At 71.8% G+C, this 12,715-nt stretch carries 11 protein-coding genes; 2 read left to right on the top strand and 9 right to left on the bottom strand.

Going from position 1 to position 12,715, the window contains the following annotated elements; all coding sequences use genetic code 11:
* Positions 1–17: 17 nt before the first annotated feature.
* Genes ACIBKY_RS39630 through ACIBKY_RS39600 form a run of 7 tightly spaced genes read right to left on the bottom strand, consistent with a single transcriptional unit; the run spans position 18 to position 9,609 of the window.
* A complete protein-coding gene (locus ACIBKY_RS39630) occupies positions 18–2,366 on the bottom strand; it encodes a protein kinase (RefSeq protein ID WP_397105193.1) in 2,349 nt (782 codons plus the stop codon).
* Positions 2,367–2,424: 58 nt separating this feature from the next.
* Positions 2,425–5,622: a bifunctional lysylphosphatidylglycerol synthetase/lysine--tRNA ligase LysX gene (gene lysX / locus ACIBKY_RS39625; RefSeq protein WP_397105191.1), complete on the bottom strand. Its 3,198-nt coding sequence runs from the start codon at positions 5,620–5,622 to the stop codon at positions 2,425–2,427.
* Between the two features lie 17 nt (positions 5,623–5,639).
* Entirely contained in the window at positions 5,640–7,004 is a 1,365-nt protein-coding gene (locus ACIBKY_RS39620; protein ID WP_397105189.1) for an alpha/beta fold hydrolase, read from the bottom strand.
* A gap of 51 nt (positions 7,005–7,055) precedes the next feature.
* The gene (locus ACIBKY_RS39615; protein ID WP_397105187.1) at positions 7,056–7,613 is read right to left on the bottom strand and encodes a hypothetical protein; all 558 of its coding nucleotides are present in this window, start codon (positions 7,611–7,613) and stop codon (positions 7,056–7,058) included.
* Positions 7,610–8,506, bottom strand: a complete 897-nt coding sequence (gene htpX / locus ACIBKY_RS39610; RefSeq protein WP_397105185.1) for a zinc metalloprotease HtpX — start codon at positions 8,504–8,506, stop codon at positions 7,610–7,612. Before htpX ends, ACIBKY_RS39615 begins: the two co-directional genes overlap by 4 nt.
* 3 nt (positions 8,507–8,509) lie before the next feature.
* Positions 8,510–8,788 (bottom strand): hypothetical protein, encoded by a 279-nt coding sequence (locus tag ACIBKY_RS39605; protein WP_397105183.1) that lies wholly within the window; start codon positions 8,786–8,788, stop codon positions 8,510–8,512.
* Positions 8,785–9,609: a PspA/IM30 family protein gene (locus ACIBKY_RS39600; RefSeq protein ID WP_397105181.1), complete on the bottom strand. Its 825-nt coding sequence runs from the start codon at positions 9,607–9,609 to the stop codon at positions 8,785–8,787. Before ACIBKY_RS39600 ends, ACIBKY_RS39605 begins: the two co-directional genes overlap by 4 nt.
* A 126-nt stretch (positions 9,610–9,735) precedes the next feature.
* On the opposite strand from ACIBKY_RS39600, the gene ACIBKY_RS39595 reads away from it, so the two are divergent.
* Positions 9,736–10,347 (top strand): DUF3043 domain-containing protein, encoded by a 612-nt coding sequence (locus ACIBKY_RS39595; protein WP_397105179.1) that lies wholly within the window; start codon positions 9,736–9,738, stop codon positions 10,345–10,347.
* Positions 10,348–10,374: 27 nt separating this feature from the next.
* On the opposite strand, the gene ACIBKY_RS39590 is transcribed toward ACIBKY_RS39595, so the two are convergent.
* Positions 10,375–11,349, bottom strand: a complete 975-nt coding sequence (locus tag ACIBKY_RS39590; protein WP_397105177.1) for an SMI1/KNR4 family protein — start codon at positions 11,347–11,349, stop codon at positions 10,375–10,377.
* An 80-nt stretch (positions 11,350–11,429) separates the two neighbouring features.
* Between ACIBKY_RS39590 and ACIBKY_RS39585 the strand changes: the two genes are divergently transcribed.
* Positions 11,430–12,428, top strand: a complete 999-nt coding sequence (locus ACIBKY_RS39585; protein ID WP_397105175.1) for an aldo/keto reductase family protein — start codon at positions 11,430–11,432, stop codon at positions 12,426–12,428.
* Between the two features lie 52 nt (positions 12,429–12,480).
* Here the strand turns inward: ACIBKY_RS39585 and ACIBKY_RS39580 are convergent, their stop codons facing one another.
* Positions 12,481–12,687 (bottom strand): hypothetical protein, encoded by a 207-nt coding sequence (locus tag ACIBKY_RS39580; protein ID WP_379611580.1) that lies wholly within the window; start codon positions 12,685–12,687, stop codon positions 12,481–12,483.
* Positions 12,688–12,715: the final 28 nt, after the last annotated feature.

Genomic DNA, 12,715 nt, shown 5'->3' with positions numbered 1-12,715 from the left:
TTCTTGATCCTAAGCGCCTAGTGTGCTCCCCGCGTGTAGAGGAAGCCCATGGCGTCGAAGTCCTTCTTCTTGGGCGCGGTGGCCAGGACCCGCTTCGTGTCGCCCTTCATGTCGACGACCACGGCCTGGTAGCCGCCGGCGTGTACGCGCCAGATCGCCACGTGGTCCTCGTCCCACCAGCCGATCAGGCGGTTGGTCTGGACCGGGATGGGCGGCCTGCTCTCGCCCTGGCCGGAGACGGGCTTGGCGCACAGGTTGCTGCCCGCCTCGTCGCAGTAGGCGAGGTAGTGGGTGCCCGAGGGCGACACCACGTCGCTCTCGACCCACAGCGGGTGTCCGCCGTCCGGCAGCGTGCGGGCCACGGGCCTGCCTTCGAGGTCGAAGAAGCGCATGTCGCCGTTGGCCCAGGTGCCGACGGACTCGCCGTCGCCGTCCCAGAAGTAGTCGTAGGTGCTGGTGTCGACGTCCTTGATCTGGAAGACGCGGGGCTTGCCGGTGGCGATGTCGAGGATGGCGTAGCCGTACGGGACGCTGTCGTTGTCGGTGGCCTTGTACAGGGTGAACAGGCCCAGCCTGCCGTCCGGCGACCAGCGCGGCGCGCTCGGGTAGACGGGGGCGGCGGTGAGCTTGATCGTGCGCTTGACGCCGGTGACGTGCTCGACGATCGAGACCTGGGAGTAGCCGTCGCTGCTGTAGTCGGCGTCGGTGGCCAGGGCGCGGGCGCCGGTGGTGTTGAGCGCGTACTCGAAGTAGGCGCGGTTGAGCACGAAGCGGTCGGCGCCCGCCTTTCTGACGTAGACGCGCTTGCCGCTGTCGGCGCTGTAGGAGACGAGCTTGATCGGGTCGTCCTCGTGCTCCTCGACCGTCACGACCGTTCCGGGCAGCGTGAACCGCTTGGTCGCCGCCGGTGGCGACGAGGGGTTGCGGGTGGTGGGGGCGGGCGTGGCCGGGCGCGACGTCCTGGGGGTGGCGGAGGTCGTCACCGGTCCGCCCGCCAGCCGGGTGGCCGTGACCACGCCGACGACCGCCAGCACCAGCACCGCGACGGCGGCCGCCGCGATCACCCAGCCCGTGCGCATGCCGCGCGGCGCCGTGGCCGGTGGCCGGCTCATGGGCCGCGAGTGCTGCGGGGGCGGCAGATGAGCGGCCGGTACGGCCGGCGGCCCCACCCACGTCCCCTGACCGGGAGGCACGCCTTGACCGGGCATCCGCAGTCCGTGCGGCATCCCCTGCGTCGGTGGCGTCTGCGGGGCGCCCTGCCGCGGTGGCATCCCGGCACCCTGCTGCATCCCCGCGCCCTGCTGTATCCCGTGGCCCGGCTGTATCCCGTGGCCCGGCTGTATCCCGTGGCCCGGCCGCATCCCCATGTTCTGCGGCGGCCCGGTGTTCTGCGGCGTCCCGTGGCCCGGCGGCATCCCGGCGGGGCCGGCGTGGGGGCGGGCGTCCGGGGGCGCGAACGGCGTCCCGCCCGGCCCCGCGGCCACCGCCGTGCCCTCGACCAGCAGGCCGGGCGGCTGCGGTCCCGAGTCCGGCGCCTGCCCGAAGGGACCGCCCGGCGCGTGTCCCAGCAGACGCATCAGCGCGTCCCCCGCGCTCGGCCGCCGGTTCGGGTCCTTGGCCAGGCAGTCCTGGACCAGCGCGCGCAGCTGCGGATCGGCGATGCCGCCGGTGTCGGGCTCCGCGTTGAGAATGCGGTTGACCATGGCGGGCAGGCTGTCGGCCCCGAAGGGCGTGTGCCCGGTGGCGGCGTACAGCATCGTGGAGGCCCACGCGTGCATGTCGGCCCGGGGACCGGGCACCGCGTCGGTGAGCTGCTCGGGCGCCATGAACGCGGGGGTGCCGATGGCGGTGGCGGTGAGCGTGGAGGTGAGGTCGAGCGCCTTGGCGATGCCGAAGTCGATCACCCGCGGGCCGTCGGGGGCGAGCACCACGTTGGACGGCTTGAAGTCGCGGTGCACGATCCCGGCCTGGTGGATCGCGACGAGCGCGGTGACGGTGCCGATCGCCAGGCGGTGCAGCGCGGGTCCGGAGCGCGGCCCCTCCCGCTGGACGACCTCATGGAGCGTGGGCCCGTCGATGTACTCGCTGACGATGTACGGCCGGCCGTTCAGCAGCCCGGTCTCGATCACCTGGGCGGTGCAGAAGGGCGCGACCCGGCGGGCCATGGCGACCTCGCGCACGAAACGCTCGGAGGCGTCCTCGTCCCCGGCCAGGTCGGCGCGGAGCAGCTTGACGGCGACCTTGGCTCCGGCGGAGTTCTCGCCGAGGTAGACGGTGCCCTGCCCGCCCTCGCCGAGGCGGCCGGTCAGGTTGTAGGCCCCGACCCTGCCGGGGTCTCCCGCCCGCAGGGCAACGAGCTCCGGCATCCCCACCCCCACATTTGGCGACTTTCCCGGCCATTGTGGTGGGTGTCTGGCAGTCTCGTCATCTCTTTGCCGGACGTACCAGCGGGAAAGGCAGCGTCTGACGGATGGGCGCGCCGGTCAGGAGCATGACGAGCCGGTCCACGCCGAGGCCGAGCCCGCCGGTCGGCGGCATGGCGTACTCCAGCGCGGCCAGGAAGTCCTCGTCCAGCTCCATCGCCTCGGGATCGCCACCGGCGGCCAGCGACGACTGCTCGGCCAGCCGCCGCCGCTGCTCGGCCGGGTCGGTCAGCTCGGAGTAGGCGGTGCCCAGCTCCGCTCCGAACGCCACCAGGTCCCAGCGCTCGGCCAGCCGGGGGTCGTCGCGGTGCGGGCGCGTCAGCGGCGAGACGTCGGCGGGGAAGTCGACGTAGAAGACGGGCGCGGTGGTCCGCGCCTCGACCAGCCGCTCGTACAGCTCCAGGACCAGCTCCCCGCGCCGCCACTTCGGGTGGTACGGCACGCCGAGCCGGTTACAGAGCTTCCTCAGCTCCGGCGCCCCGGTGGCCGCGCTCACCTCCTCACCGGCGGCCGCGGAGATCGCCCGGTTGACCGGGACGACCGGCCACTCGCCCGAGATGTCCACCCCTTGCACGATCAGTCCGCCCAGTGCCGCCCCGGCCGCCTCCTGGATCAGCGAGCGGGCGAGGTCCAGCATGTCCCGGTAGTCGGCGTACGCCTGATAGGCCTCCAGCATGGTGAACTCCGGGTTGTGCTTGTGTGACACCCCCTCGTTCCTGAACGTCCTGCCGAGCTCGAACACCCGCTCCACCCCGCCCACGCACAGCCGCTTGAGGTAGAGCTCGGGCGCGATCCGCAGGTACAGGTCCAGGTCATAGGCATTGATGTGCGTGCGGAACGGGCGTGCGCTCGCCCCGCCGTGCACCGGCTGCAGGATGGGGGTCTCGACCTCCAGGAAGCCCCGCCGTACCAGGCCGTCGCGCAGGGCCCGGACGGCGGCGGCGCGTACCCGCAGCATCTCCCGCGCGGCGGGCGAGGTGATCAGGTCGAGGTGGCGGCGGCGCACGCGGGCCTCGGGGTCGGTCAGCCCGCGGTGCTTGTCGGGCAGCGGGTGCAGGCACTTGCCGGTCAGCGTCCAGTCCTCGGCCAGCACGGAGACCTCGCCCGCCCCGGAGCGCTCGACCCGCCCGCGGACCCCGACGTGGTCGCCGAGGTCCACGACGCGCCGCCAGCGGGCCAGCAGCTCCGGGTCGGTGATCATGAGCTGCCGCTCCCCCGCCCAATCGCGCAACGTGGCGAACAGGATGCCGCCGTGATCGCGCACCAGCATCACCCGCCCGGCCACCGCCACCGTCTCGCCGACCCGCCCGGCCTGCGCCGTCGTGTGCGTGCGCGGGAAGTTCACCGGGTACGGCTCCGCCACCAGCGCCAGCTTTCCCGCCCGGACCCCGTCCTGCTCCGGCGGCGCGGCGCGGGACACGGGAGCGGCCCCGGGGGCGGGCGCTTCGAGTGCGGCCGGCGCCACGGACTCGACCGCCCGGCCCGCACCGCGCCGCAGCAGCGTGGGCAGGCTCGGACCCGCCAGGAACCCCTCCGCCACCGCCGAGGCCAGCCCGACCTTGGGCAGGTCGCGGTTGTCGGCGTAGGCGAGGAAACGCGGCACCCACTCGGGCCGGTACTTCACGTTCGACCGGTAGAGCGACTCCAGTTGCCACCAGCGCGAGAAGAACAGCAGCAGCCGCCGCCACGCCCGCAGCACCGGGCCCGCCCCGATCCTGGCGCCCTCCTCGAAGGCGGCGCGGAAGACGGCGAAGTTGAGCGAGATCCGCTCGACGCCCAGCTCGGGCGCCCGCTCGGCCAGACCGGTGACCATGAACTCCATGAGCCCGTTGTCGGCCCCGCGGTCGCGGCGCATGAGGTCGAGCGAGAGGCCGCGCTCGCCCCACGGGACGAACGACAGGATCGCCGCCTCGTCCCCGTCCGCGGTGAGCGCCTCGACGAGCACGCAGCGGCCGTCGGCCGGGTCGCCGAGCCGGCCGAGCGCCATGGAGAAGCCGCGCTCGGTCTCGGTGTCGCGCCAGGCGTCGGCCTTGGCGATGACGCTGCGCATCTCCTCGGGTGACAGCTCGGCGTGCCTGCGTACCCGCAGCGTGTATCCGGCGCGCCCGACCCGGTTGACCGCCTGCCGCACGCCGCGCATCTCGCGGCCGTCGAGGGTGAAGGCGGCCACGTGCAGGACCGCCTCGTCGCCGAGTTGCAGGATCTTGAGCCCGGCGCGGGCGTAGGCGCGGGCGCCGTCCTCGCCGGCGCCGATGGCGGCGGGCGTCCAGCCGTACTCCTCGGCCTGGCGCCGCCAGCGGGCGATGGCCGGCTCCCACGCCTCCACGTCGCCGATCGGGTCGCCGCCCGCCAGGCTGACCCCGCTGACGACGCGGTAGGAGACCGCGCTCTTGCCGCTCGGCGAGAAGATCGCGGCCCGGTCGCGGCGGGTGGCGAAGTAGCCGAGCGAGTCGCGCTCGCCCTCGGCGGCCAGCAGTCCGCGCAGCCTGGCCTCGTCGCCGGGCAGCAGTTCGGCGATGGCCCACTGCGAGCGGAACAGCACCGCGAACGCCCACAGCAGCGCGATCGCGCTCAGCAGCCCGATCGTGAACGCCACCCAGGCCGGCCCGTACCCCTCGCGGTCGAAGTCGAGCGTGATCGCGCCGCCGAGCGCCTTCTCGATCACCCACGGCAGCCGGTCCTGCCGCCGGAGCGTGCCGTGGAAGGCGCTGATCAGCGCGTACCCGACGCCGACCGAGACCAGCAGCCCGGTCACCAGCGTGAGCAGGGCCTTGCGGAAGGCGGCCCGCTGGGTCTTGGCGAAGAACTCCGCCCGCGCCGCCACCAGCAGCACGAGCAGGACGAGGGTCACGCCGAAGTTGACCGCGACCCTCCAGGCCGGGTAGTCCTCGCCCGCCACCGGCTCCAGCCAGACGATCAGCCCGTAGAGCGCCAGCAGGACCAGCGTGAAGATCAGGAAGACCAGCATCAGCCGGTACGCGGCCCGCTTGCGCCGGGCGACGGCCCCGGCCAGCAGGGCCAGGAAGACGGCGTAGGCCAGGTTGGGCTCGGCGGGGAAGACGAGGTCGTTGAAGGTGTCGGTGACCGGCCGCAGCAACGCGCGCAGTGGCCGGACCAGCGCGATCAGCGCGCAGTAGACGGCCAGGGCGGCCAGGGTTCCGGCCAGGACCTTCGGCACCCACCTCCAGCGCGTCGTCATTGGCCGGATATACCCGGCTACTTTCCGTTAAATGACCTGGTGATGGCCTCGGGAGCGTCAAGCTGGACCTGGTGCCCGGCCCGCGGCAGCCGCAACAGGTCCGCGCCGAGCGCGTCCGCCAGCCGCTTCTGGCAGGCGTCGGCGCGCCCGGCCGTGATCACCAGCGTCGGCACCCGCGGATAGGGATGCTCCCGCCGGATCTGCTCGAGTTCGCCGGCCATGTCCCGGTAGGCCAGCCACTCCCCCGCGACCGCAGCGAGCACCTTGCCCTCGCGGTAGACGCCCGCCCGGTCGGGCCCGCCACCGGCCAGCCGGTGCGCCAGCGGCCCGAAGCAGCGCGCCAGCGCCGCGGCGGCCCACGTCCCGCCGAAGGCCGGCAGCCAGCGGCCCAGCGCCCTGCCGGGGGCCGAGGTGCCGCGGCCAGGCTTCTTGCGGCAGCTCGGGTCCACCAGGACCACGCGGGAGACACGCAGCGGGTGCAGGCGGGCGAAGGCCTCGGCGTGCCAGGCGGCCACCGAATGGGCGATCACCGCCACCTTCTCGGGGTGGGAGGGGGCCAGCGCGGCCAGGCGGGCGGCCTCGCCGTACAGGGTGGGCGGGGTCTGGGGGGCGGGACTGCGGCCGAGTCCGGGGCGGTCGAAGCGGATCACGCGGTGCGCGGAGGCGAGCCCGGCGGCCACGGCGTCCCAGTGGAACCAGGCGCCGCCCATCCCGGCGGCCACCAGGACGGCGGGGCCGCGGCCGTCCTCGACCACGTGCGGGCGGCTCCCGTCCCGGACGGGCTGGGGCGCGGCCAGCAGACGCGCGGCCACGTACACCAGCCAGAGCGCGATCACCAGGACCTGGACGCGCTGGGCCACCCCGATGAGGTGGGCGGCGGTGACCGCGACCAGCGTGAGCACGCTGGCCAGCACGTACGCGCCGGCCAGGAGGACGGCGGCGCGCGTACGCCAGGTCCTGGCCAGCTCCACCATCGCGGCCAGGGCGGCGACGGAGGCGAGCGTGCTGGTGAGCGTGTGGAGGTGGTGCGGCAGCGAGAGCGGGCCGCGCGCGCACGCCGGATCGCTGACGACCGCGCAGTCCAGCGGCAGCGCGCCGTCCGCGATGGTGAACACCCCGAACAGCGCCAAGGCCAGCCAGCCGCCCCACGCGGCGGGCGCCCTGGGCGCGAGCGCGACGCCGGTCACGACGGCCAGCCCGGCCAGCACGTCGGCCAGCCTGAACAGCCGCGACCAGGGCTGATCGCGGGCGGCCAGCTCGCTGAGGTAGCCCTCGGCCGGGTCGACCGCCGGGCTGGCGAACTGGCCCGGCACCCAGGCGCTGTACACCACGCCCGCGACGAAGAAGGCACAGGCCGAGACCATGATCAGACGACGCTCCACGTCGCCATTAGATCACTCTGCGTGACAATTCCGGCGCTCCGGGGCACCGTGTCAGAGACCGGGCGCACCCCAGACCGGGAACCAGCGCGACAGATCCTCCTCGATCGGCAGCTCACCGGCCAGCGCGCCCCTGGCCTGGAGTTCGAGTGCGTTGTCCCGGCGCTCACCCGGCCGCGGGGCGAACGGGTAGAAGGTGCCGCGCTTGTAGAGGTAGACCACGGCCATGCGGCGGCCGTCCGGGTCGGCGAAGGACACCAGCGAGCACAGCAGCGACGGGCCGAACCCGGCGCCCTCCAGCGAGGAGTTCACCGCGTGGAGTTCGGTGACCAGGTCGCCGAGGTCGGACGGAGCCCGCCGTACCAGGAGCCAGGTGTAGCCGTAGGCGTCCGTGGAGCGCTCGACGCGCTCGCCCAGCAGCGCGCGCACGTCGCTCTCCAGCGTGGCGAACGCGCCGCCCTCGGCCGCGCGGAAGCTCACCGAGCCAAGCCCGGTCGGCGCCAGCCCGGTCGCGGCCTGCAGCGTCACCGCGGCCGACGGCAGCGCGAACAGCGCGTCGAGGTTGGGTTTGACGGCCTTCGTCCGGCCCAGCAGGGAGTCGAGCCACTTCATCGGCCCAGCTCCGCCGAGATCTTGGCCAGGTTGTCCAGGCGCCTTTGCAGCGGCGGGTGCGTGGCGAACAGGTTCGCCAGCGACTCCCCCTTCGACAGCGCAGGGGCGAAGTAGAAGGCGTTGAACGGCTCCGCCGCGCGCAGGTCACGGGTCGGGATCCTGGCCATCTCCCCGTTCACCTTGGTCAGGGCGCTGGCCAGCGCGCTCGGCCGCTGCGTGAGCAGGGCCCCGGCGCGGTCGGCGGCCAGCTCGCGGTAGCGCGACAGGGCTCTGGTCAGCAGGAAGCTGACCGCGTAGACGAGGATGGAGACGAGCAGGATGATCAGGCCGACGGGCAGTCCGCCCCGGTCGTCACGGCCGCGTCCGCCGAGGCCGGCGTAGAGGGCGAAGCGGGTCATCAGCCCGGCCACGATGCCGAGGAACGAGGCGATCGTCATCACCGCCACGTCACGGTGGGCGACGTGCGAGAGTTCGTGGGCCAGCACTCCTTCGAGCTCCTGCGGCTCAAGGCGGCGCAGGAGGCCGGTCGTGACGCAGATCACGGCCTTTTTCTGGTTACGGCCGGTGGCGAAGGCGTTCGGCACGTCGGAGTCGGCGATGGCGACGCGTGGCTTGGGCATGTCGGCCAGTGCGCACAGCCGGTCGATCAGTCCGTGGAGTTCGGGCGCCTCCTGCGGAGATACTTCCCGCCCGCCCATCGCGAACAAGGCGATCCGGTCGGACAGGAAGTACTGCGCGAACAGCATGACACCGGCGATGACCAGCACGGTCAGCGCCCTCACCCCCAAAGCGATGAGAACGCCGACGAAGGCAACGTAGAGCAACCCGAGCAGGAACATCGTCACGACCATGCGGCGAGTCAGGCCGCTGTCGGACGCGAACCGCGTGCGCACGGGTTAACCAGGGATCAAGCCCTGGTCGCCCAGCATCTCCCGGACTTCCTCGATCGAGGCGTCCGCGGGGGGAAGGATCAGCTCTGACGGCTCAAGGCTGTCGTCGGAAAGCGCCTTGCCCACGTGGCGCACCTTGTCGAGCAGGGCGTGCAGCCGTACCCGGAAGCTCTCCTCGTCGTTGGCCTCGATGGCCGACTCGAGCTCGCTGTCCAGCTGGTTCAGGACGGCGATGTCGTCGGCGGAGATCTCCACCTGACCCTCGCCCATGATCCGTACGATCATGCTCCGTCCCCCTGCCTGGGAAGCTGCTGGGTCTGGGGCTGCTGCTGCGGCTGGGCCTGCGGCTGAGGCTGCTGGGCCTGCTGCGGCTGCCCCTGCTCGATCGAGCCCTGCGGCGCCGGGCCCTGGCCGAGCTCGGCCTTCATGCGGGCCAGCTCAAGCTCGACGTCCATGCCGCCGCCCATACGGTCGAGCTCGGCCTGGATGTCGTCGCCGCGGGTGCCGCTGAAGTCGTCGAGCGCGCCGCTGGCCAGCAGCTCGTCGATCGCCCCCGCCCGCGCCTGCATCTGCGCGGTCTTGTCCTCGGCACGCTGGATCGCCAGGCCGACGTCGCCCATCTCCTCGGAGATGCCGGAGAAAGCCTCGTTGATGCGCGTCTGCGCCTCGGCGGCCGTGTAGGTCGCCTTGATCGTCTCCTTCTTCGTGCGGAAGGAGTCGACCTTGGCCTGCAGGCGCTGGGAGGCCGTGGTGAGCTTCTCCTCCTCGCCCTGAAGGTTGTCGTGCTGGATGCGCAGATCGGCGATCTGCGTCTGCAGACCGGAGCGACGGCTCAGCGCCTCACGCGCGAGGTCCTCACGGCCCACGGACAGCGCCTTGCGGCCCTGGTCCTCCAGCTTCCTGGATTGCTGCTCCAGTCCATTGATCTGCAGCTCGACCCGCTTACGGGAGGTGGCGACGTCGGCCACGCCCCTGCGTACCTTCTGCAGCAGCTCAAGCTGGCGCTGGTACGAATAGTCGAGGGTCTCGCGTGGATCCTCCATTTTGTCCAGGGCCTTGTTGGCCTTGGACTTGAAGATCATCGAAAGTCTCTTCATCACGCTCATGCGCGTCGGCCGTCCCCTTCTTAGGTCGTGCTGTTGGTCACCCACTGCAGCGCAGCCGCCTTGGGATTACCCTACGCATAACGCACGAGGGCGTCACTAAGTTGCAGTACAGGTAGGGTTGACGACGTGTTGCGACGCCGTTCCCAGACCTCCGTGGACGACACCCCCGTCCCCGCTGACGATCCTAAACCCCAGGGTAAGGGTCGTCCCACACCCAAGCGCCGGGATGCCGAAGGCAGAAGGCGCCAGCCGGTCTCCGCGCCGAAGGACCGCAAGGAGGCCTACCGCGCCGCGCGGGCGAAACAGGCCGCCGAGCGCGACCGTGCCAGAAAGGGCATGCTGGCCGGTGACGAGAAGTACTTCCCGGTCCGCGACCGGGGGCCCGCGCGCAAGTTCGCCCGTGACTGGGTCGACTCGCGCCGCCTGCCCAGCCAGTACTTCCTGCCGTTCTCCCTGCTCATCCTGCTGCTGACCTGGATTCCCTGGCCGGCCGGCCAGCGGGAGGTCGTCCTTTACTGGGTGATGCTGACGGGCTGGCCGATCATGATGGTCGGCGTGCTGTTCACGTCGGTGTACGTCTCCTGGAAGGTCAAGAAGGAGGCGGCGGCCAAGTTCCCGAACGAGCCCATGAAGGGCGTCGGGTTCTACGCCGCGATGCGGGCGCTGCAGATCCGCAAGCTGCGCTTCCCGCCGCCCCAGCTGCTTCCCGGCGGCAGGCCGGTCCCGCCCAAGAAGTAGGAGATCTTTTCCGGTACGGCGCCGCGGTCAGTACTCCAGCTTCCACTGGAGTACCCCGCGCTTCACCTTCGGCGTCCAACCGGCGACGTCACCACCGCGTTCCAGCACGTCCGCGGTGGTGCGCAGCAGGAGGGTGACGGGCGTGGGCTCCGCGCCGAGGCCGAAGTCCGCGACGTCGTCGTCCCAGCTCACGTTGTGTGACGCGGCGTCGACGACGCCCCAGCGGCCCTCGCCCCGGTACTGGAACGGGAGCTTGCCGGGAGCCTGCCACCACTCCCCGTCCACGCGGCACTGCCCGCGCCAGGCGTCGCGGATCTGCCTGACGGTCAGGTCGAGGCCGCCCGCGAACACGCCGTCGTTGCCGCCGTTGTGGCGCAGCAGGGAGGCCCGCAGGTCGTCGGGGAAGTCCACGCCCATCTGGGATTCGGCGACCGCGATCGTGCGTGCCCTGCCCGGGGCGCCGAGCGTGCGGTAGGTCGTGGGCGCGTTCGCCTTGAGCCAGCGCTCGATCCTGCGCCACTCCCTCGTGACCTGCCGCTTCACGGCCGCGTCGATGGGCCGGATCGCCACCGGCCGCCTGGCGGGGGTGCACGTGGCCGGCCCGGCGAGCGCCCGCGGCGTCGCCTCCGCGGCTGACGGCGTGGCCCGCGCGGGGGACGGTGTCGCCTGCGCGGGGAACGGTGTCGCCTGCGCGGCGGCGGGCGTCACGGCCGGCAGCACCTGCTCCCGCGTGTTCAGGGTGAGCGTCGGTCCTGGCTGCTCCCGGTCCGTCTCTTCTGCCCGGTCGCGGCCCTGCGCGGGTATCAGGGCCACGGCCAGGACCACCGCGACCACCGCGGCGATGACCACCCAGGCGAGCCACATGCCCGTCTTCCCGCGGACCTCCACCGGCCGGGGAGCGGGAGGGGCCACCGGGCTCGGCCTCCTGGCGCGGCGGCGCAGCCGTACCCCCAGTGCGACCAGAATCGCGGCCGTCAGCGCGACCCGCACGAGCTTCAGCACGCCGGGCACCCTATCCCGAAAACCCCGCCCGGACGGCCCGGTGGCGGGGCGCCCCGCCCATAGCGCCTAAGGTCGGACGTATGGAATTCCGTCACCTCGGCCGCAGCGGTCTCCTGGTCAGCGAGATCAGCTACGGCAACTGGATCACCCACGGCTCACAGGTCGAGGAGGACGCCGCCAAGCTGTGCGTGCGGGCTGCGCTCGACGAGGGCATCACCACCTTCGACACCGCCGACGTCTACGCGGGCACGAAGGCCGAGGAGGTCCTCGGACGGGCGCTCAAGGGAGTGCGCAGGGAGTCGCTCGAGATCTTCACCAAGGTCTACTGGCCCACCGGCCCCGGGCCGAACGACCGCGGACTGTCCCGCAAGCACATCACCGAGTCCGTCCACGGCTCGCTGCGCCGCCTGCAGACCGACTACGTCGACCTCTACCAGGCGCACCGCTTCGACAACTCGACGCCGCTGGAGGAGACGCTCAAGACCTTCGACGACCTGGTACGCCAGGGCAAGGTCCTGTACGTGGGCGTCAGCGAGTGGACCGCCGGCCAGATCGCCCAGGCGTTGAAGATCGCCGACGAGATGGGCTTCGACCGGATCGTGTCGAACCAGCCGCAGTACTCGGCCCTGTGGCGGGTCATCGAGGCGGAGGTCGTGCCGTTGAGCGAGAAGGAAGGCGTCAGCCAGATCGTCTGGTCGCCGATCGCCCAGGGCGTGCTGAGCGGCAAGTACCTGCCGGGTCAGCCGCCGCCCGCGGGCTCGCGCGCCACCTCCGAGTCGGGAGCCGGGTTCATCTCCCGCTTCCTGGAGGACGACGTGCTCACCCGCGTGCAGGAGCTCAAGCCGATCGCCGCCGACCTCGGCCTCACCATGGCCCAGCTCGCCGTCGCCTGGGTCCTGCAGAACCCGAACGTGGCCAGCGCCATCGTCGGCGCCACCCGCCCCGAGCAGGTACGCGACAACGTGAAGGCCGTCGGCGTCAAGCTCGACGCGGAAGTGCTGAAGCGCATCGACGACGCGCTGGGCCCGATCGTGGAGCGCGACCCGGCCAAGACGGTCAGCCCGGAGAAGCGCCCCTGACTTCATTTCGGTGAAAAACAAAAACCCCTTGAGTCACTCAAGGGGTTTTTCGTTACTCCGTGCGCAATGCCATTCCCGTGTATTCGACGCGGTCCTCTTCCAGCAACGCAACTTGTTCGACACCGGCTTCGAGCAGCTCACGGTAGTTTTCCCCGAGCCAGGACTCGGCATCGGCCTGGCTCGGAAAGACTTCTCGCGGCAATGGGCGGTCGGTTACCTCACCACCATTTGCATTTTCATAACGCCACCGCCATGTCATGCCATACGCTCCTTTTTCCGCGGGTTCG

It is taken from the genome of Nonomuraea sp. NPDC050394, from assembly GCF_044459065.1.
Taxonomy (GTDB): domain Bacteria; phylum Actinomycetota; class Actinomycetes; order Streptosporangiales; family Streptosporangiaceae; genus Nonomuraea.
This window is presented reverse-complemented; position numbering and strand designations above follow the sequence as displayed.